The organism is Marmoricola sp. Leaf446 (genome assembly GCF_001424755.1).
Classification (GTDB): Bacteria; Actinomycetota; Actinomycetes; order Propionibacteriales; family Nocardioidaceae; genus Marmoricola.
Genome location: NZ_LMRF01000003.1, coordinates 148,623 through 168,177 on the forward strand (window position 1 = coordinate 148,623; position 19,555 = coordinate 168,177).

Below are 19,555 nucleotides of genomic sequence, written 5' to 3' on the forward strand. Positions count from 1 at the left end.
CGGCCGGAGCACCCACGCGCAGGCGCCGCTGTGAGCGAGATCCCGCGGCGGGCGGTGCGTCGTACGGCGCGCCTGGCGGCCCTCCCCCTGGGGTACGCCGGCCGCACCGCCCTCGGCTTCGGACGCCGCATGGGCGGCGCCTCCGCCGAGACCGTGCTCTCCGAGGTCCAGCAGCGCACCGCCGAGCAGCTGTTCCGCACGCTGGGCGAGCTCAAGGGCGGGGCCATGAAGTTCGGGCAGGCGCTCTCGGTCTTCGAGGCGGCGCTGCCCGACGAGCTCGCCGGCCCCTACCGCGAGCAGCTCACCAAGCTCCAGGACTCCGCTCCCCCGATGCCGACCGTGACGGTCCGCGAGATCCTCACCCGCGAGCTGGGACCCGACTGGAAGCAGCGGCTCGTCGAGCTCGACCCGATGCCCGCGGCCGCGGCGTCGATCGGCCAGGTGCACCGGGGCCGCTGGTCCGACGGCCGCGAGGTCGCCGTCAAGGTGCAGTACCCCGGCTCCGCCGAGGCGCTGACCTCCGACCTGCGCCAGCTCTCGCGCGTCGCCCGCGGCCTCGGCCCGCTCGTGCCCGGCCTCGACGTCAAGGCGCTGATCACCGAGGTGCAGGCGCGTGCCGTCGAGGAGCTCGACTACCAGCTCGAGGCGGAGGCCCAGCGCGGCTTCGCGGCCGCGTTCGCCGACGACGAGGCCTTCGTGGTGCCCGACGTCGTGGCCGACGCCGGCACCGTGCTCGTGACCGAGTGGATGGACAGCCAGGGCTCGCTGGCCCGCGTCATCCGCGAGGGCACCCAGGAGGAGCGCGACCACCTCGGTCTGCTGTTCCTGCGCTTCATGTTCGAGGCCCCCGGCCGCACCGGCATGCTCCACGCCGACCCGCACCCCGGCAACTTCCGGCAGGTGCCCGACGCCGCGGGCGGTCCCGACCGGCTCGGCGTGCTCGACTACGGCGCCGTCGCACGGCTGCCCGAGCGGGAGCTGCCCGCCTCGATGGGGGCGCTGATCCGGATCGCGCTCATGGAGGACTACGACCAGCTCGTCGAGGCGCTGCGCTCCGAGGGCTTCGTCCGCGACAGGATCCGGCTCGACCCCGAGGCGCTCAAGGCCTACCTCGGCCCGTTCCTGGAGCCGGCCAGCGTGGAGACCTTCCACTTCTCCCGGGCGTGGATGCAGGAGCAGTTCCAGCGGGTGCAGGACCCCCGCAGCGACGCCTACAGCACGATGCTGCGGCTCAACCTGCCCCCGTCGTACATGCTCATCCACCGGGCCTTCGCCGGCGGCATCGGCGTGCTCAGCCAGCTCGAGGCGCGGGTGCCGTTCCGGCGCGTGCTAGAGGAGACGGTCCCCGGCTTCGCGGGCTGAGCCACCCCTCGGAGGGGGCTACCACCACTCCGAGTCGAGCTTGGCCTCCATCGAGCGGAGGTGCTCGCGCGAGCAGGTGTCGCAGAACCACCGCTGCTGGCCCCGCTCGACCGCGCTGGTCCACGACAGCGGCGGCCCCTCCCCCTCCACCGTCCGACCACAGGACGCGCACGTCACCATGGCGCCCACGCTAGACCCGCCCGCCCGGCAGTCCGCGTCGGAACGGCAACGAGCCCCGGGGAGGGCGTCCTCCCCGGGGCTCGTGGCCCTCGGTGGTGCTGTCGTGGTGGGCGGGTGGCATCAGATGATGCGGGCGGCGGCGACCCGGGCCCGCGCTGCGACGCGCTCGGCCCGGACGGCAGCCCGCTCGGCCCGGTGGGCCAGGCGGGAGGCCCGGCGCTGCAGCCGCGCCGCGGCTGCGGCCCGGCCGGCCAGGCGTCCCTCCTCGGCCTCGGCGCGGCGCTCCTGCTGCCGCTCGAGGACGAGGTCGGTCGTGATGAGGCTCATCGACGTGCTCCTTGCTGGTGGTGGTGCTGGTCGGGTGGTTCGGGGAGTCGGTCACGGGTGCTCCTGGGGGACGGGGGTCAGGCGGCCACGACGGCGTCCTTGCGGGGACGCCCGCGGGGTCGCTTGCGCGGGATCACCTGCCCCTGGGCGAAGAGCTCGCCGCCCCACACCCCCCAGGGCTCGCGGCGCTCCAGAGCCCCGGCGAGGCAGGTGGCGCGCACCGGGCAGGCCCGGCACAGCTCCTTGGCCAGCTCCACGTCGGCCGGGGACTCGGCGAAGTAGAGCTCGGGGTCCCTGCTGTGGCAGGGCAGCCCCACCTCGTGGGCCCGTGGTCGGTCGACAGCACTGGTGTTCATCTCGGTCACCTCCTCGTGAACGACGTCGGGTCGAAGCGTGTGGCTCCGCGACCTGCTCCTCGTGCCCGGGAAGCACGAAGGCCGCGGAATCCCGGTGGGGGTTCCGCGGCCTCGAGGCTGCCGACGTCTGAGCTGAGCTCAGGTGGTCGGTGGACCGGAGGTGCGGAGACCCGGGGCGTCGAAGCCGCCCATGGCGAGGACCGGAGCGGTCACGTCCTGGACAGGGGTGTCGACACGGCGACGATCCGCCTGCGGACGGACCTCTCCCTCGCAACCCAGCAGGACGGGCGAGACGGGACCGTGACGCAGAGCGGTCGTGGGGGTGTACCAGTTCTTCATCTCGCACCTCCTTCGGTGGCTGGGGGGCAGCGGCGGTCGGCCGGGCCCGGTGACGTGGTGCACAGCACGGTAGTAGCCCCCCGCGCGGGGGCGCAACGTATTTAACGACGACTCGTCCACCACGGTCGGCCAGCAGCGGCCTGGAGCGGCCAGGAGCCGGCTCAGGCCAGCAGCGCGAGCAGCTCCTCGGCGTACTTCTCGAGCTTGGCGCGGCCGATGCCGTTGATGCCCTGCAGCCCGGCGTGCGTGGTCGGCCTGACCTCGGCCAACGCCTCCAACGTGGCGTCGGAGAGGACCACGAAGGCGGGCACGCTCTGGGCGTCGGCCTGCTGCTTGCGCCAGCTGCGCAGGGTCTCGAAGAGCTCCTCGTCGTAGGGCACCGGACAGTCGGCGCAGTAGCCCCGGTTGCGCTCGCGGGAGGTCGCCAGCGGTCGCTGGCACTGCTGGCAGGTCGCGGCCCTGCGGGAGGTACGCCGGGCCGGCCGGCCGACCGCCGGACCCGCGTCGCGGTCGGTGGCCGACGTGGGCCGCAGCCCGTCGAGGAACCGCGAGGGCTTGCGCCGGGCCTGCCCACCGGGGTTGCGGGCCAGCGACCAGGAGAGCCACAGGTGCGTGCGGGCGCGGGTGACGCCGACGTAGAGGAGCCGGCGCTCCTCCTCGACCCCGGCCGGGGCGTCGGCGTGGATGATCGGCATCGAGCCGTCCTGCATGCCGACGAGGAAGACGGCGTCCCACTCCAGGCCCTTGGCGGCGTGGATCGTGGCGAGCGTGACGCCCTCGGCGACGGGGGCGTGCTGCTCGTGGGCGCGGCGGTCGAGGTCGGCCACGAACCCGCCCAGCGTCGCAGGCCGCTCCTCGCCTGCCCCGGCGACGAAGGCCTCGGCCTGGGAGTGCAGCGCCTGCAGCGACTCCCACCGGTCGCGGGCCTGGCCGCGGGCCGCCGGCGCCCGGGTCGACCAGCCCATGCCGCCCAGCACGCCGGTGACCTGCTCGAGCAGGTCGCCGGCCGGGGCGGTCAGCTCGCCCGCGTCCGCGGCCCGCTCGGCCGCGCGCACGTCGCCGCGCAGCAGCGCCACCGCCTGGCGCACCTCCTGCCGCTCGAAGAACCGGGCCGCCCCCCGCAGCACGTAGGGCAGGCCGTGCGCGGTCAGCGCCTCCTCGAAGGCCTCGGACTGGGCGTTGATGCGGAACAGCACCGCCATCTCGCGCAGCGGCACCCCGCGGTCGCGCAGCGCGGCCACCCGGGTCGCGACCGCCTCGGCCTCGGCGACCTCGTCGGACGCCTCGCGCCAGGTCACCTCCGGGCCGCCCGACGACTGCGAGCGCAGCGTGACGCTCCGGGTGGTGCCACCGGCGAGCACCCCGTTGGCGGCCGCGATCACCTGCGGCGTGGAGCGGTAGTTGCGGACCAGCTCGACGCTCGTCGAGCCGGGGAACTTGGTGGTGAACTCGGACAGGAAGGCCGGCTGCGCCCCGGCGAAGGAGTAGATCGTCTGCGCCGGGTCACCGACGACGCAGAGCTCGTCGCGACCCCCGAGCCACAGGTCGAGCAGCGCGCTCTGGATCGGGCTGACGTCCTGGAACTCGTCGACCACGAACCACCGGTACTGGCGGCGCACCTCGGCGGCCACGCGCTCGTCGTCGCTCAGCAGCGCCGCCGCGCACAGCAGCACGTCCTCCATGTCCATCCGGCCCTGCTCGCGCTTGGCCTCCTCGTAGGTGGCGAAGACCCGCGCCACGGTGGCCGCGTCGGCGCCGGTGACCTCGCGCCCCCGGGGGACCGCGAGCCGCTCGTAGTCGTCGGGGCGCACGTTGCTGACCTTGGCCCACTCCACCTCGCTAGCCAGGTCGCGCAGCAGCGCCTGGGAGGTCTCGACCCGGTTGCGCCGGGCCGCCGCCGCCAGCACCGGGATCTTGGACTCCATCAGCTGCGGGGGCTCGCCGCCGTAGACCTTGGGCCAGAACCACCGCACCTGGCGCAGCGCCGCGGAGTGGAAGGTGCGCGCCTGGGTCAGGCCCGCCCCCATCGTGCGCAGCCGCGCCCGCATCTCGCCCGCCGCCCGCGTGGTGAAGGTGACGGCGAGGACCTCGGTGGGGTTGTAGACGCCCGTCGCGACGCCGTAGGCGATCCGGTGGGTGATCGCGCGGGTCTTGCCGGTGCCGGCGCCCGCGAGCACCCGCACCGGTCCGCGCAGGGCGCTGGCGACCTCGCGCTGCTCGGGGTCGAGCGCCGCCAGCAGGTCATCGGACGACGGCACGAAATGAACTCCCTCTGCGGTGCGTTGGCCAGGGGTCAGAGCCTAGATGCGAGAGAGGACAGCCCGTGACCGACCACCAGTCCGGCCCCACCACCCCGAGCACCCGTGGGGGCGCCGCCTTCACGATGTACAGCACCCCCTGGTGCGGCTACTGCCACCGGCTGCGCAGCCAGCTCGACCGCGAGGGGATCGCCTACGACGTGGTCGACATCGAGCAGGACCCCGCCTCGGCCGAGATCGTGATGCAGGTCAACCGCGGCAACCAGACCGTGCCGACGCTGGTCTACAGCGACGGGTCGGCCCAGACCAACCCCTCGCTGAAGCAGGTCAAGGAGAAGATCGCCGCGCTGGCGTGACCCCCGGGCCCGCGGGTCCGCCCGCCGCCGGCCTCACCACTGGCCGGTGAGCGGGCCGCCGTACCAGTCCTCGATGAGCGAGCGCGAGATCGAGACGCCGCTGGGCAGCACCAGGGTGCCGGCCTCCGACTGGGTCCGCAGGTCGTCGCGGGTGAACCACCCGGCGGCCTCGATCTCGGCGCCGTCGACGTCGACGCGGGTGCTCAGCGCCCGCCCGGTGAACCCCACCATCAGGCTCGCCGGCATCGGCCACGGCTGGCTGCCGAAGTAGGCCACCTCGCCCACCTGGACGCCGGTCTCCTCGGCGACCTCGCGGCGTACGGCGTCCTCCATGGTCTCGCCGGGCTCCACGAAGCCCGCGAGGGTGGAGTAGCGACCCGCCGGCCAGGCGGGGCTGCGACCCAGCAGCGCCCGCTCCTCGGGCGACCCGGGCTCGCCGTCGGTCACCAGCATGATCACGGCCGGGTCCGAGCGCGGGAACTGGTCGCGCCCGCAGCGCGGCGAGTGCAGCACGTGACCGGCCTGCCGCGGCTCGAGCCGGTCGCCGCAGCGCGGGCAGAAGGTCGTCGCCGCGTGCCACTCGGCCATCCCGATGGCGTGCATCACCAGCGGACCGTCCGCGATGGTGTCGTCGACCAGTCCCATCACGACCGAGCGCAGCGGCACCCACTCCTCGCGCTCCCCCGGTGCCTCGGTGGGGTCGACGAGCAGCGCGAAGTGCTCCACGCCGTCGCGCTCGCCCAGCAGCAGCCGCAGGCCACCGGCCGGGGCGTCGGCGGAAGACACCCACGCGACCTCGCCGTCGACCGGGCGCAGCCGCGCGCCCGAGATGACCAGGACCCGGGTCGCCGGGTCGCGCCAGCGCTCGTCGAGCCAGGCCTCGTCGCGGCGCAGCTCGCCGTGGCGGTCGTGAGCGTGCTGCGAGAGCGCGACGTGGGGCAGGGTGCGGTTCACGGGTGTTCCTCGCCTCGGTGGTCGAGCCAGGCGCTGAACGCCCGGTCGTCGTAGGGACGGCCGAGGAAGTCCTCGACCAGGTCGGCGGCGTCGCGGGACCCACCCGCGGCGAGCACGGTGTCGCGGTAGCGACGGGCCACCTCGGGCGCGAACAGGTCGTCCGCGTCGAAGGCGGAGAACAGGTCCTTGGCGATGACCTTGCTCCACAGGTAGGTGTAGTACGCCGAGGTGTAGCCCTCGAGGTGGCCGAACCCGGTGTGGAAGTGGGTGTCGGGCACCAGCTCGACGAGGCTGTAGCGCGCCATCAGCTCGCGCAGCCGGGCGGTCAGGTCGGGCGGGCACTCCTGGTGGAAGGCGTAGGAGACCGCGGCGTACGCCGTCTGGGTGCGGGCCAGGAAGGCGGTGCCGAGCTCCTGCGCCGCCCGCATCCGGCCGACCAGCTCGGCGGGGATGGGCGTGCCGTGCTCGTCGGTGGCGAAGCTCGCCAGCACGCCGGCGTCCCAGGCCCACTCCTCGAGCAGCTGCGAGGGCGCCTCGACGAAGTCCCACTCGGTGGCCACCCCGGAGAAGCGCACCCAGTCGTGGCGGCCGGCCAGCACGTGGTGGAGCAGGTGGCCGAACTCGTGGAACAGCGTGACCACGTGGTCGAGCTCCATCAGGCCGCGCGAGAAGTTGCAGACCAGCACGCCCTCGGGCAGCAGCCGGTCACGGACGCCGGGGACCAGGCTGAACTGGGCGGCGTGGTGGTACTTGTGCGGCCGCGGGTGGAGGTCGAGGTGGACCCGGCCGAGCAGGGTGCCGTCCTCGAGGTGGACGTCGTGGCTGGTGACCTCGGGGTGCCAGGTGGGCGCGTCGACCGGCTCGTAGCGCAGCCCGAACAGCCGCCCGGTCACCTCGAGCAGACCGGCGCGGACCTTGCCGGCGTCGAGGTAGCGGCGCACCTCCTGGGTGTCGACGTCGAACCGCTCGCGGCGCAGCGTCTCCAGGTGGTGGCGCCAGGAGGAGAAGTCGACGACGTCCTCGCCCGCGGCACGGGCCACCTCCAGCAGGTCTGCCAGGTCGCGGCGTCCGGGGCCGTCGGCGGCCTCGGCGACGCGGTCGACGAACTCCGGGATCCGGTCGCCCTCGCCGATCATCTTCAGCTCCGCGTCGTACGACGGCCAGTCGGCGTGGCCCAGCAGCGTGGCCCGCTCCCGCCGGGTCGTCAGCAGCTCGGCCAGCACCGCGTCGTTCTCGGGCCAGGCGACGTCGTGCATGGTGCGCGCCACCGCCCGTCGCGCCTCGGCGTCGCGGGCGTGGGTGAGGACCGGCAGCGTGTCGGGGTAGTCGGTGCTGACCTCGACCGTGCCGTCGGCGTCGGAGGGGTGCGCGGCCAACCAGTCCTCGGGGAGTCCGGCGAGCGAGGCCGCCGGCACCCGCGTGGTGCGGCGGTCGTCGCGGATCGCGCGGGAGAAGGCCTGGCCCAGCTCCTGGGCCCGGCGGTCGAGCTCGCGCACCCGTGCGCGGGTGGCGTCGTCGCGGTCGACCCCGGCACGCCGGAACGCCCGCAGCGCGTCGGCCAGGACCCGCTGCGCCGGCGGGTCGAGCGCCTTGGCGTCGAGCGCGGCGAGGCGGGCGTGCACCTCGGCGTCGAGGTAGACGTCGGTGGCCAGGCGCCGGGTCGCGAGGTCGTGCGCCTCGGCCGCCTCGCGGACGGCCCCGTCGGGGTGGACCGCGCCCAGCAGCGAGACCAGCGACAGCACCTGCGACAGCGCGATCTCGACGTCGTTCCAGCGGGTCAGCGCGACCGGGTCACCGGGTGCTGCGGCCCGGAGGTCGGCCAGGCCCGCCTCGGCCGCGGCGACGCCCTGCTCGACCCGGGCGTCGGTCCACGGCAGCCAGTCGCCGTCGGTGGCGGGGAGCGCGAGGGGCTGGAGGTCCATGTCGGCCGAGCGTACGACCTAGGTTGTCCCGCATGAGCACCCACATCGGCGCCGAGCCCGGCCAGATCGCCCCGACCGTCCTGCTGCCCGGCGACCCGCTTCGCTCGCGCTGGATCGCGCGGACCTTCCTCGACGACGCGGAGTGCCACAGCGAGGTGCGCGGGATGCTCGGCTACACCGGCACCTGGCGCGGGCAGCCGGTCTCGGTGCAGGGCTCGGGGATGGGCCAGCCCTCGATGTCGATCTACGTCAACGAGCTCCTCGACGACTACGACGTGCAGACCGTGGTGCGGGTCGGCTCGTGCGGCGCGCTCACCGAGCGGGTCGCGATCCGCGACCTCGTGATCGCCTCGGGCGCCTGCACCGACTCCTCGATGAACCGGCTGCGCTTCCACGGCCTCGACTACGCCCCGGTCGCCGACTTCGGCCTGCTGCGGGCGGCGTACGACGCGGCGCAGGCCCGCGACGACGTCACCGCCCACGTCGGGCTGATCCTGTCGGGCGACACGTTCTACAACCCCCGCCCCGAGCTGACCGCCCCGCTGGTCGAGCACGGCGTCCTGGCCGTCGAGATGGAGGCCAGCGCGCTCTACACCCTCGCCGCCGCGAAGGGCCGCCGGGCGCTGGCGATCTGCACCGTCAGCGACCACGTCGTCACCGGCGAGGCGACCACGTCCCAGGAGCGCGAGGAGACCTTCGGCGCCATGGTCGAGGTCGCGCTGGAGGCGGCGTTGGGCGGCTAGCCCGGACGCACCAGCGCCTCGAGCGCGGCCCGGTCGGGCAGGTCGGGGGGACGCGCCGTCTCGCCCGAGCGCACGTAGTGGAACGCGGCGTCCACGTCCTCCAGCCGCGCGCCGACCAGGTCGGCCCACGCCAGGCGGTAGAGCGCGAGCTGCAGCGGGTCCTCGTCCTGGTGGCTGCTGGTCTTCCAGTCCACGACCAGCCAGCGGCCACCGGGCTCGGCGTACACCGCGTCGATGCGGCCGCGCACCACCTGGCCGCCCAGGACGAGCGAGAACGCCGCCTCGACGGCGTGGGGCACGCGGTCGGCGAAGGGGCCGGCCTCGAACCGGACCACCAGCTCGCGCAGGTCGTCCTCGTCGTCGATGCCGAGGTCGCCGCGGCCCGGGAGGTCGTCGGGGTCCAGCAGCGACTGCTGCCCGAAGCGGGCCTCGACCCAGGCGTGGAAGCGGGTGCCGAAGCGGGCCGCGGGCGACGGGCGACGCGGCATCGGCCGGGCCAGGTCGCGGGCGAACGACTCGGGGTCCTCGCGCAGCCGCACCACGGCCGTCGCGGAGAGGCTGCTGGGCAGGGGCACGTCGACCACCTCGGCGCGGTCGGCCCGGGCCTCGGTGAGCAGCCGGTCGATCTCGGCGTCCCAGTCGCCCACCCGGGCGGTCTCGACCATGTCGAGGTCGCGGTCGTCCCCGTCGGGGTCGCTGGCCCGCACCACCTCGGCGGCAGCCAGCCGCAGCGTGGCCTCGCGGCCGAGGCCGCTCAGCGGCCACGGCGAGGACCGGTCGACGTCGTCGTAGGGGTTGGGTGCGCCCTTCTCCGGCTTGTCGAGCCAGGTCACCTCCTCGCCCCAGGCCTCGACCTGCTCGCGCAGCCGCTGCTGGTAGGACGAGGGACCGTACGGCGTCGCGCGGGTGCCCCACAGGTGGGAGGTGACCGAGAGCCGCCTCGCGGCCCGGGTGAGGGCGACGTAGCCCAGGCGCAGCTCCTCCTCGGCGTCGTGGGCCCGCGTGGCCGCGCGGTAGGCGTCGAGCGCCGCCTTGTCGTGGCCGTGCAGCTGCGGCTGGTCGGCCGCGTCGCCGCGCAGCGGGGCGGGCAGCACCGCCGGCGAGGAGGTCCACAGCGTCCGCGAGCGGTTGGAGGGGAACCGCGTCTCGCACACGCCCACCACGAACACCGAGTGCCACTCCAGCCCCTTGGAGCGGTGCACGGTGAGCAGCTTGACCGAGTCGGCCTCGGTCGGGGTGGCCACGTCGAGGCCGTTGCCCTGGTCGTCCTCGGCCGTGAGGTAGGCCAGCAGGGCGGGCAGGGTGACGTCGCCGTCGACGGCCTGGAACTCCGCCACCGCCTTGAGGAACAGGTCGAGGTTGTCGCGGCGCGCGGCCGCGGCCGGGCTCACCGCGGACGCGAGCTCGACGTCGACCCCCGTGGTGTCGACGATGCGGCGCACCACGTCGAGGATCGGCTCGCCCACGGCCGCGCGCAGCCCCCGCAGCTCGCCGGCCAGCAGGCCGAAGCGCTCCAGCGCCTCGGGCGAGTACGCCGCGTCGCCGGGGTCGGCGAGCGCGTCGGACAGCGCCGCCGCCTCGGCAGGGTCGATGCCGTCGGCGATCTCGGTCAGCTCGCGGGCGATCGAGACCGGCCCGTCGGCGCGGCCCCGCCGGCCGGCGATCTCGGTCGCCCGCTCCCCCAGGAGCCGCAGGTCGCGCGGTCCCACGGCCCACCGGGGGCCGGTGAGCAGGGTCAGCAGCGCCGGGTTGGCGGTGACGTCGTGCAGCAGCGTCAGCACGGCCACGACCTCGGCCACCTCGGGCAGCCGGAGCAGCCCCGACAGCCCGACGATCTCGACGGGCACCCCTCCCGCGGTCAGCGCGTCGAAGACCGCCTCGGCGGTGGTGTTGTCCCGGGTCAGGACGCCGATGTCGGACCAGTCGACCCGGGTGCCGGACGCCCCGTCGGGGTCGTGGGTGGCCCGCACCTCCTCGAGCAGCCAGGCCAGCTCGGCGTCGGCCGTCTCGAAGACCTGGGTGGTCACACGGCCCTCGCGGTCGCCGGCGGGGACCAGCGGCGCGACGTCGGGCAGGGCGGCGTACAGCGGCTCGGCGAGGGTGTTGGCGACCTCGAGGATGCGGCGGTCCGAGCGCCGGTTGACCGTCAGCGGCAGCACCGGCACCGGCCCGTCGACGGCCGGGAAGGTGGCCCCGAAGCCGAGGATGTTGGACACCGACGCACCCCGCCAGCCGTAGATCGCCTGGTTGGGGTCGCCCACCGCGGTGACGGCATGCCCCAGCCCGGCGGCGGGCGTCGGGCCGGAGAACAGCCGGGCCAGCATCTGCGCCTGGGCCACCGAGGTGTCCTGGTACTCGTCGAGCATCACGACCCGGAAGCGCGACCGCTCCAGCGCCCCGACCTCGGGCTGCTCCTGGGCCAGCCGGGCGCCCAGCGCGATCTGGTCGGCGAAGTCCATCAGCCCGAGGTCGGCCTTGAGGCGACGGTAGGAGAGCACCAGCCCCATCAGGTCGGCGCGGCGGTCGATGGCCGAGACCGCCTTGGCCAGCGGCTCGAGGTAGGTCTTGCGGTTCTTCCCCGCGACCTCCTCCTCGTGCGCACGCACGAACCCCGCCCGGGCCTCGGCGTCGAGCGCGAGCACCTGGGCCGGGGCGACGAGGTGCTCGGTCATCGCCCCGTCGAGCGCGAGGAGGTTCTGGATCACCGTCGGCGGGTGGTCCGACAGCACCTGGACGTCGCCGGTGTAGCGCTCCACCGCGCGCGCGCCCAGCTGGAAGCGCGACGCGTCGGTGATGACGCGCGTGTCCGGCTCGTGGCCGATGCGCAGCCCGTGGTCGGCCAGCAGCGAGGCGGCGTAGGCGTTGTAGGTCACCACGGTCGGCTCGAGCGCGTCCTCGGGGTCCTCCCCCGGCGCGAGCGCGGCAGGGCGTACGTCGGGCCCGAGCACCCCGGCCACCACGAGCGCGTCACGGATGCGCGAGCGCAGCTCGCTGGCCGCCTTGGTGGTGAACGTCAGGCCCAGCACCTCGTCGGGACGCACCTGGCCGGTCACGACGAGGTAGACCACCCGCGCCGCCATCAGCGTGGTCTTGCCCGACCCGGCCCCGGCGATGACCACGGCCGGGGCGAGCGGCGCCGAGATCGCCTGCCACTGCTGGGCGCTGACCTCGTAGTCGGCCCGCATCACCTCGCGCAGGTCGGCCGGGCTGTCGATCTGCCTCACTGCTGCACCACCGACCCGGCGCTCCGGGCCGGGCACACCGGCACGAACGAGCAGTCGAGGCAGTGCGGCCCCGGCGTGGCCGGGAAGACCTCGGACCGCAGGTGGCCCGCGGCACGACCCAGCTCCTCGCGCAGCACGTCGCGCTCGGCCCCGCCCTCGGGCTGCACCGGCTGCTGCTGCACCACCGCGTCGGTGGACTCGTCGAGCCGGCCCAGCTGCACCAGCTCGGCGCCACCGGCCCGCCCCGGGACGGGCAGCTCGTGGCCGGCGAGCAGCTCGTCGACGGCGCCGTGGTCCACGGCGTACTGGTAGAGGCCGAGCTGGCGGTGGCGCTCGACGGCCACCTTGCTGGGCACGGTGCGGCCGGTCTTGAGGTCGACCACGACGACGTGGCCGTCGGCGTCGACCTCGACCCGGTCGGCGTAGCCGGAGATGCGGACGCGCTCGCCGTCGTCGAGCACCACGTCGGTCGCGAAGTGCGTCTCGGTGCCGAGCAGGCGCCGGGGGTTGTGGCGGTGCCACTGCAGGAACCGGCCCAGCGCGGCGCGCACCCGGGCGTGCTCGCGCTGCCGCGACCACGGGGTGCGGAACTCCAGCCGGTCCCACACCGCCTCGACGTGGGACATCAGCTCCTCGACGGCCTCGGGGTCGGCGGGCAGCTCACCGGTGGCGACCCGGTCGGCCAGCGCGTGCAGCAGCTGACCGAGGTTGGCCGACTGGTGCACCCGGTCGGTGCCGCCGGCCTCGCGCTGCAGGAACCACTGGGTCGGGCAGACCGCCATCGCGTCGAGCACGCTCGCGGAGACCGGCACCGGTCGCTCGGGGTCGCGCACCGGCTGCTCGGAGCGGCTGGCCGCGCGGGTGCCCCACCAGGTGGCGGGGTCGGCGGTCGGCACCAGCGGCCGGCCGCTGCCGGTGGTCTCGCGGGACAGCCGGGCGAGCCGGGTGGCGGCCGCGGCACGCAGCGCCGGGCTGGTCGCGGGGTCGGTGACGGTGCGGCGCAGCTCGCCCACGAGCCCGGCCATCGACAGCGGCCGCGGCGGCCGGCCCGTCACCCGCCGGGGCTCGAGCCCCAGCTCCTCGAGGAACCGGCTGGGCTGCTCGCCGTCGTCCTCGGGCGAGGCCACGGCCGTGACGACCAGCCGCTCGCGGGCGCGGGTGCAGGCGACGTAGAACAGCCGGCGCTCCTCCACGAGCAGCTCCCGGCCGGTCAGCGGCGGGACCAGCTCGCCCGCCCCGATCCGGTCGGCCTGCAGCAGCGTGGTGCGGCGGCGCAGGTCGGGCCAGCCCTCGGCCTGGACGTGGGCGACCACCACCACGCGCCACTCCAGGCCCTTGGAGCGGTGGGCGGTCAGCAGCCGCACCGCCGAGCCCCGCACGCCCTGCTCGGCGAGGGTGTCGGCGGGCAGCTGCTGGGCGACCAGCGTGGCCACGAACGACTCCACGCCGTGGTGGTCGCGCTGCTCCTCGGCCCGTGCGGCGGCGGCGAAGAGCGCCACGACCGAGTCGAGGTCGCGGTGGGCGCGGCGCGCCGCCGCACCGCCGCCCTCGACCGCGCGGCGCAGCCGGCCGGGCCAGCTGGTGCCCGACCACAGCTCCCACAGCAGCTCCTCGGCGGAGGCCCCGGCCACGAGGTGGTCCTGGGCGCGGCGCAGCAGCTGGTGCAGCGCCCGGGTCCGCAGCACCTCGGGCCCCTCGGGCAGCCCGTCGAGGAACCCGGGCCGGAGCAGCGCCAGCCGCAGCAGCTCGCGCGAGGTGCGGGGACGTGCCGCGTCGGCGGGGGCGGGCTGCGCCACGGGCTCCCCGGCGAGCTCGTGGGCGAGGTCGGCCTCCACCCGGTCCTCCAGCGCCAGCTTCTCGCGGCCGCGCAGCGCCCGCGCCAGGCGGCGCACGTCGCTCGCGTCGAGGCCGCCGAGCGGGCCGGTCAGCAGCGCCTCCACGCGCCCGGCGTCGAGGTGGCCGAGGTCGTCCGGGTCGTCCACGTCGAGGTGGAGCACCGCCCGGAGCGCGTCGAGCAGGGGGCGCACCGAGGGGTCGCGCACCAGCGGCACGTCGTCGCCCGCGACCTCGACGGGCACGCCGGCCGCGCCCAGGGACCGACGCAGCCCGGGGATGGAGCCGCGGCCCGAGCGGACCAGCACGGCCATCTCGTGCCAGGGCACGCCGCCCTCGAGGTGGGCCCGACGGAGCAGGTCGGCGAGGTGCTCGCTCTCGGCGCGCTCGGTGTCGAAGGTCATCACCTCGACCCGACCGGCGACGGGCGCCTGGGCCACCGGGTGCAGGAACGCCTCGCGCGCCTGCTCGGGCAGCCCGCCGGGGAGCGGCAGCCGGTGGGCCACCCGCTGGGTCGCGGCCAGCACGCGCGGCCCGAACCGGCGGGTGGTGCCCAGGGCGACCACGTCGGCGGGCCGGCCGTCGGCACGCGGGAAGGCGTGCGGGAAGTCGAGGATGCCCCGCACGTCGGCGCCACGGAAGCCGTAGATGGACTGGTGCGGGTCGCCCACCACCGTCAGGTCGCGGCCGTCGCCCGCGAGGGCGCGCAGCAGCGCCACCTGGCCGGGGTCGGTGTCCTGGTACTCGTCGACGAAGACGTGCCGGAGCTGCTGGCGCAGCTCGGTCTGGTGCACCTGGGCCTCGAGGGTGGCCCGGCGGATCAGGTCGGCGTAGTCGGTGGCGCCGAGGTCGTCGAGGATCGTGAGGTACTGCTCGAGGAAGTGGCCCGCCGCGACCAGCTCGGGCAGGTCGTGCCGGCGGCCGAGGTCGGCGAGCTCGTCGCCGTCGAGGCCCTTCTCCCGGGCGCGGCCCAGGACCGCGGCCACCTCGTGGGCGAACCCGCGCGTCCCGGCGGCCCGGCGCAGCGACTCGGGCCAGCGCACCGACTCGGGCGTCTCCAGCAGCAGCTCGCGCAGCACGACGTCCTGCTCGGGGGCGCTGAGCAGGCGCAGCGGGCCGGCATAGAGCTCGGGCGGGGAGTAGCGGCGGATCAGGCCGTAGGCGAAGGAGTGGAAGGTCGAGCACATCGTGGTGGCGGTGGTCCGGCCCAGCCGGGCGGTCACGCGGTCGCGCAGCTGCTCGACGGCCTTGCGGCTGAAGGTCAGCGCCAGCACCGAGGACGGGTCGGCCCCGCCGCGCTCGACGCGGTCGACGATCGCCTCGACGAGGGTCGTGGTCTTGCCGGTGCCCGGACCGGCGAGCACGAGCAGCGGCCCCCCGGCGTGGTCGACCACCGAGCGCTGCGCGGCGTCGAGCGGCGGCGGGGCGGTCGACGCGGCGGCCGGGAGGGCGAGGCGGTAGCGCGGGGAGCGCGGGGAGCGGGCCTCGGGTCTCACCAGGACACCCAAACACCCGCCACCGACAACGGGCCGCTCAGGGCCCCGGCGTCCCGTCGGCCGGGTGCCAGAAGGCCCGCGGCATGTCGACGCGCCCGCTGGGACGCAGCGCCGTGCCCTCCTCGAGGTACGCCGCCCGCGCCTCGTCGCCGTGCGAGGGAGGCAGCGACCCGTCGGCCCGCACGACGCGCCACCAGGGCACCCCGCCGCCCTGCTGCGACATCACCCGGCCCACCGAGCGGGGGCCGCGCCGCCGCGGGTCGGCGAGGTGCTCGGCGATCGCGCCGTACGTCGTGACGCGACCGCGCGGGACGTGCTCGACCACCGACAGCACGCGCTCGACGTAGTCCTCGGGATCCACGCGCCGATCCTCCCGCGCACGGTGCTCGGACGCGGCACGAGGGCGACGCCACGCCCCCTGTGCGCGTCGTCGCCCCCGCTGTTCCCCGGTGCCCGCCTCGGGCGGGCCGGGGGTCTGGGCGGACCGGCCCCGGCGTCGAACGCCTGGGTGCCGGGCGTGATGCAGGTCACAACGCACCGGGGCCGAGAAGGTCACGCACGACGACGGCCCGCCCCCGGTGGGGGCGGGCCGTCGGCTCGTGCTGTCGGCGCTCGGGTGCGTCAGTAGGACGGCTGCGAGGGGTCGATCTGGTTGACCCACGCGACCACGCCGCCACCCACGTGGACGGCGTCGTCGTAGCCCGCGCCCTTGAGGACGGCCAGCGCCTCGGCCGAGCGGACGCCGGACTTGCAGTGCAGCACCACGGGCTTGTCCTGACCGAGCTGGTCGAAGACGTTGCCGTTGAGGAACTCGCCCTTGGGGATGAGCACCGAGCCGGGGATCCGGTTGATCTCGTACTCGTTCTGCTCGCGGACGTCGACGAGGGTGAAGTCGCGGCTGCCCTCCTCGCGCTCCTTGAGCATGTGCTCCAGCGTCGTGACCGAGATCGTCGAGCCGGCGGCGGCGTCGGCGGCCTCGTCGGAGACCGCACCGCAGAAGGACTCGTAGTCGATGAGCTCGGTGACGTCGGCGTTGGGGCCGCACAGCCGGCAGTTGGGGTCCTTGCGGACCTTGAGCGTGCGCCACTCCAGCTCGAGGGCGTCGTAGATGACCAGCTTGCCGACGGCCGGGTCGCCGATGCCGGCGAGCAGCTTGATGGCCTCGTTGACCTGGATCGAGCCGATGCTCGCGCACAGCACGCCCAGCACGCCGCCCTCGGCGCAGCTCGGGACCATGCCCGGCGGCGGGGGCTCGGGGTAGAGGCAGCGGTAGCAGGGGGCGTCCGCACCCTCGAGCGTCGGCCAGAACACGCTGGCCTGACCGTCGAAGCGGTAGATCGAGCCCCAGACGTAGGGCTTGTTCAGGAAGTACGCCGCGTCGTTGACCATGTAGCGGGTCGCGAAGTTGTCGGTGCCGTCGACGATCAGGTCGTACTGGGCGAAGATCTCCAGCACGTTGTCGTTGTCGAGACGCTCGTCGTGCACGACGACCTCGACCAGCGGGTTGGTCTCGGCGATCGACTCCTTGGCCGAGACCGCCTTGGACTTTCCGATGTCGGACTGGCCGTGGATGATCTGGCGCTGCAGGTTGGACTCGTCGACCTCGTCGAACTCCGCGATGCCGAGCGTGCCGACGCCGGCCGCGGCCAGGTAGAGCAGCGCGGGGCTGCCGAGCCCGCCGGCACCGATGACGAGCACCTTGGCGTTCTTGAGGCGCTTCTGCCCGGTCATGCCGACGTCGGGGATGATGAGGTGGCGGCTGTAGCGGCGTACCTCGTCGATGGTCAGCTCGGTGGCCGGCTCGACCAGCGCGGGAAGGGACACGACGACTTCTCCTCGGGTTTGCGGGGATGCTGCGGTGCACAACGCGGCACCGTGCGTGGCTGTTCCCGCCGGCGCCGTCGCTCCATGGTCCCTCGCGGGCCCCGCCGGTCCGGCCGTGCCCGCCATCCGGACGCCCCCCGCGGCTGCTGCCCGGTCACGGGCGAGGCTGCTTGTAGGCTTCGCCGGGTGAGCAGGATCGAGGAGTCTCGGCGCGACCCGCGGGAAGGCACCCTCCCGGGTGCCGCACCCACCGGACGCGGGGTGCGACTGCCCCGGCGTGCCCGGCGCGCGCAGCTGCTCACCGCCGCGCGCGAGGTCTTCGTCGCGCAGGGCTACCACGCCGCCGCGATGGACGACATCGCCGAGCGTGCCGGCGTCTCCAAGCCGGTGCTCTACCAGCACTTCCCCGGCAAGCTCGACCTCTACCTCGCGCTGCTCGACGAGTCGTGCGACCAGATGATCAACGCCGCCGCCGCCGCGCTGGAGTCCACCGACGACAACAAGCAGCGCGTCATCGCCACGATGCACGCGTTCTACCAGTACGTCGCCGGCGCCGAGGGCGCGTTCCGCCTGGTCTTCGAGTCCGACCTCACCAACGAGCCCGCCGTGCGGGCACGCGTGGACCGCGTCACCACCGAGTGCGCCAAGCTGATCGCCCACGTCATCCGCGACGACACCGGCCTGCCCGCCGAGCAGTCCCAGCTGCTCGCCGTGTCCCTGGTCGGAATGGGCCAGGTCAGCGCACGGTTCTGGCTGCAGGAGACCGGCACCATCCCCCAGGGCGACGCCGCCCGCCTGGTGGCCGGCCTCGCCTGGCGCGGCATCGGCGGCTACCCCCGCACCGACGAGCGCTGATCCACCGCGCGCGCCCGGCACGCCCGGCCGGCCGCACACGCTCGGCCCCACCCACCCCGGCACCGTCCGCACTACACGAGGAGGCCCTCCGCATGGAGGTCAAGATCGGCGTCCAGAACGTCGCCCGCGAGATCACGATCGACACCACGCTCGACGCCGACGCCGTCGAGGCGGCGGTCTCGGCCGCCCTGGCCGACGGCGGCGTGCTGGCCCTGACCGACGCCAAGGGCCGCCGCGTGGTGGTCCCCGGCAGCACCCTCGCCTACGTCGACATCTCCACCAGCGTCACCGGGACGGTCGGCTTCCGCTCCTGACGTCGCCGGCAGACCCCGCGGGCCCGGCGCCCCCGTCACCGGCGGGGGCGTCGTACGCCGCCCGGGCCTGCTCGATCACGCCGATGTGCTCGACGGCCCAGGCCTCCAGCACGGCCAGCGGCCCGCTGAGCGACCGGCCGAGGTCCGTCAGCTCGTAGTCGACCCGCACCGGCACCGTGGCGTGCACCGTGCGGACGAGCATCCCGTCGCGCTCGAGGTGGCGCAGCGTCTGCGTGAGCATCTTCTGGCTCACCCCCTCGATGGCGCGGGCGATCTCGCCGTACCTCCGCGGCCCTGCCGCGAGCACCCCGAGGACGAGGACCGTCCACTTGTCGCCGATCCGGTCCAGCAGCTGGCGGCTGGGGCAGGCCCCGGAGTAGGGGTCGGGGGCGTACGTCGCGGTCATGGCTCTCCTCGGGGTGGCTACAGCACTTCAAGGTGCCTGCTCTCCAACGGGAAGTGACCCGGGGCTGTTCCCGTTGCGCTCGTGCCGGGCCGCACCCGCGGCCCCACCACCCGGGAGGAACCCCATGTCCATCGTCGTCACCGGCGCCTCCGGCCACCTCGGCCGGCTCGTCGTCGAGTCCCTGCTCGCCCGCGGCACCGACCCGGCCCGCGTCGTGGCCACGGCCCGACGCCCCGAGGTCCTCGACGACCTCGCCGCGCGCGGGGTCGACGTGCGCCGCGCCGACTACGCCGACCGTGCCTCGCTCGACCAGGCCCTCGCCGGCGCCGAGCGGGTGCTGCTGGTCTCCGGCACCGAGTTCGGCCAGCGCGTCGCCCAGCACACGGCCGTGATCCAGGCCGCCGTCGCCGCCGGGGCCTCGCTGGTGGCCTACACCTCGGCGCCGCGCGCGAGCACCACCTCGCTGCTGCTCGCCGCCGAGCACGCCGCCACCGAGGAGGTCCTGCTCGCCGCCGACGTCGACCACGTGCTGCTCCGCAACGGGTGGTACGTCGAGAACTACACCGACCAGCTCCCGACGTACGCCGAGCACGGGCTCGTCGGCGCCACGGGCGAGGGGCGCGTCAGCCTCGCCCTGCGCCGGGAGTACGCCGAGGCGGCCGCCGCCGTGCTGGTGGGCGAGGGCCACGCCGGCCGGACCTACGAGCTCGGCGGGCCCGCCGTCACCCTGGGCGAGCTCGCCGCCCTGATCGGCGAGGCGAGCGGCCGGGAGATCAGCCACACCGACCTCGACGTCGCCGCGCTGC

At 75.0% G+C, this 19,555-nt stretch carries 17 protein-coding genes; 6 read left to right on the forward strand and 11 right to left on the reverse strand.

What is annotated here, in order from left to right; all coding sequences use genetic code 11:
• The first annotated feature begins 30 nt into the window (after positions 1-30).
• A complete protein-coding gene (locus ASG49_RS11175; RefSeq protein WP_056541747.1) occupies positions 31-1,362 on the forward strand; it encodes an AarF/ABC1/UbiB kinase family protein in 1,332 nt (443 codons plus the stop codon).
• 18 nt (positions 1,363-1,380) lie between these two features.
• Here the strand turns inward: ASG49_RS11175 and ASG49_RS19130 are convergent, their stop codons facing one another.
• The 4 genes from ASG49_RS19130 to ASG49_RS11195 form a co-directional block, all read right to left on the reverse strand.
• Positions 1,381-1,542 (reverse strand): hypothetical protein, encoded by a 162-nt coding sequence (locus tag ASG49_RS19130; protein WP_200936293.1) that lies wholly within the window; start codon positions 1,540-1,542, stop codon positions 1,381-1,383.
• A gap of 120 nt (positions 1,543-1,662) precedes the next feature.
• Positions 1,663-1,869: a hypothetical protein gene (locus ASG49_RS11180; RefSeq protein WP_056541749.1), complete on the reverse strand. Its 207-nt coding sequence runs from the start codon at positions 1,867-1,869 to the stop codon at positions 1,663-1,665.
• A gap of 77 nt (positions 1,870-1,946) precedes the next feature.
• Positions 1,947-2,225, reverse strand: coding sequence for a WhiB family transcriptional regulator (locus ASG49_RS11185; RefSeq protein WP_056542022.1), 279 nt, complete (start codon positions 2,223-2,225; stop codon positions 1,947-1,949).
• 500 nt (positions 2,226-2,725) lie between these two features.
• Positions 2,726-4,822 (reverse strand): ATP-dependent DNA helicase UvrD2, encoded by a 2,097-nt coding sequence (locus ASG49_RS11195; RefSeq protein WP_056541755.1) that lies wholly within the window; start codon positions 4,820-4,822, stop codon positions 2,726-2,728.
• 125 nt (positions 4,823-4,947) lie between these two features.
• Between ASG49_RS11195 and ASG49_RS11200 the strand changes: the two genes are divergently transcribed.
• Positions 4,948-5,178, forward strand: coding sequence for a mycoredoxin (locus tag ASG49_RS11200; protein ID WP_056542024.1), 231 nt, complete (start codon positions 4,948-4,950; stop codon positions 5,176-5,178).
• A gap of 33 nt (positions 5,179-5,211) precedes the next feature.
• On the opposite strand, the gene nudC is transcribed toward ASG49_RS11200, so the two are convergent.
• Together nudC and ASG49_RS11210 are read right to left on the reverse strand one after the other, a co-directional pair.
• Positions 5,212-6,132 carry an NAD(+) diphosphatase gene (nudC, locus tag ASG49_RS11205; protein WP_056541758.1) on the reverse strand — a complete coding sequence of 307 codons (921 nt, stop codon included), beginning with the start codon at positions 6,130-6,132 and terminating at the stop codon, positions 5,212-5,214.
• Entirely contained in the window at positions 6,129-8,054 is a 1,926-nt protein-coding gene (locus ASG49_RS11210; RefSeq protein WP_056541761.1) for a M3 family metallopeptidase, read from the reverse strand. Before ASG49_RS11210 ends, nudC begins: the two co-directional genes overlap by 4 nt.
• Positions 8,055-8,086: 32 nt before the next feature.
• Between ASG49_RS11210 and deoD the strand changes: the two genes are divergently transcribed.
• Positions 8,087-8,797 (forward strand): purine-nucleoside phosphorylase, encoded by a 711-nt coding sequence (gene deoD, locus ASG49_RS11215; protein ID WP_056541765.1) that lies wholly within the window; start codon positions 8,087-8,089, stop codon positions 8,795-8,797.
• Here the strand turns inward: deoD and ASG49_RS11220 are convergent.
• From ASG49_RS11220 to moeZ, 4 genes are all read right to left on the reverse strand, one after another.
• A complete protein-coding gene (locus ASG49_RS11220) occupies positions 8,794-12,021 on the reverse strand; it encodes an ATP-dependent DNA helicase (protein WP_235562031.1) in 3,228 nt (1,075 codons plus the stop codon). The genes deoD and ASG49_RS11220 overlap by 4 nt on opposite strands.
• Positions 12,018-15,350 carry an ATP-dependent DNA helicase gene (locus ASG49_RS11225; RefSeq protein ID WP_082534049.1) on the reverse strand — a complete coding sequence of 1,111 codons (3,333 nt, stop codon included), beginning with the start codon at positions 15,348-15,350 and terminating at the stop codon, positions 12,018-12,020. The genes ASG49_RS11220 and ASG49_RS11225 overlap by 4 nt, the downstream gene beginning before the upstream one ends.
• Before the next feature lie 37 nt (positions 15,351-15,387).
• Positions 15,388-15,711, reverse strand: a complete 324-nt coding sequence (locus ASG49_RS11230; protein WP_056541769.1) for an MGMT family protein — start codon at positions 15,709-15,711, stop codon at positions 15,388-15,390.
• Between the two features lie 260 nt (positions 15,712-15,971).
• On the reverse strand, positions 15,972-17,174 hold the full coding sequence (gene moeZ, locus ASG49_RS11235) for an adenylyltransferase/sulfurtransferase MoeZ (protein ID WP_056541772.1): 1,203 nt from the start codon (positions 17,172-17,174) through the stop codon (positions 15,972-15,974).
• A gap of 195 nt (positions 17,175-17,369) precedes the next feature.
• Between moeZ and ASG49_RS11240 the strand changes: the two genes are divergently transcribed.
• A complete protein-coding gene (locus tag ASG49_RS11240; RefSeq protein ID WP_056542030.1) occupies positions 17,370-18,029 on the forward strand; it encodes a TetR/AcrR family transcriptional regulator in 660 nt (219 codons plus the stop codon).
• Between the two features lie 92 nt (positions 18,030-18,121).
• Positions 18,122-18,343 carry a DUF3107 domain-containing protein gene (locus ASG49_RS11245; RefSeq protein ID WP_056541776.1) on the forward strand — a complete coding sequence of 74 codons (222 nt, stop codon included), beginning with the start codon at positions 18,122-18,124 and terminating at the stop codon, positions 18,341-18,343.
• On the opposite strand, the gene ASG49_RS11250 is transcribed toward ASG49_RS11245, so the two are convergent.
• The gene (locus tag ASG49_RS11250) at positions 18,315-18,749 is read right to left on the reverse strand and encodes a helix-turn-helix domain-containing protein (protein ID WP_082534051.1); all 435 of its coding nucleotides are present in this window, start codon (positions 18,747-18,749) and stop codon (positions 18,315-18,317) included. The two genes, ASG49_RS11245 and ASG49_RS11250, sit on opposite strands and share 29 nt — an antisense overlap.
• A gap of 124 nt (positions 18,750-18,873) precedes the next feature.
• On the opposite strand from ASG49_RS11250, the gene ASG49_RS11255 reads away from it, so the two are divergent.
• On the forward strand, positions 18,874-19,555 hold a 682-nt coding region (locus ASG49_RS11255; RefSeq protein ID WP_235562032.1), incomplete at its 3' end, for an NAD(P)H-binding protein.

Bases quoted from the DNA above. Each gene is read 5' to 3' on its own strand.
- ASG49_RS11200 (WP_056542024.1), top strand. From the start codon at position 4,948: ATGTACAGCACCCCCTGGTGCGGCTACTGCCACCGGCTGCGCAGCCAG.
- ASG49_RS11250 (WP_082534051.1), bottom strand. From the start codon at position 18,749: ATGACCGCGACGTACGCCCCCGACCCCTACTCCGGGGCCTGCCCCAGC.
- ASG49_RS11180 (WP_056541749.1), bottom strand. From the start codon at position 1,869: ATGAGCCTCATCACGACCGACCTCGTCCTCGAGCGGCAGCAGGAGCGC.
- ASG49_RS19130 (WP_200936293.1), bottom strand. From the start codon at position 1,542: ATGGTGACGTGCGCGTCCTGTGGTCGGACGGTGGAGGGGGAGGGGCCG.
- ASG49_RS11185 (WP_056542022.1), bottom strand. From the start codon at position 2,225: ATGAACACCAGTGCTGTCGACCGACCACGGGCCCACGAGGTGGGGCTG.
- deoD (WP_056541765.1), top strand. From the start codon at position 8,087: ATGAGCACCCACATCGGCGCCGAGCCCGGCCAGATCGCCCCGACCGTC.
- ASG49_RS11245 (WP_056541776.1), top strand. From the start codon at position 18,122: ATGGAGGTCAAGATCGGCGTCCAGAACGTCGCCCGCGAGATCACGATC.
- ASG49_RS11210 (WP_056541761.1), bottom strand. From the start codon at position 8,054: ATGGACCTCCAGCCCCTCGCGCTCCCCGCCACCGACGGCGACTGGCTG.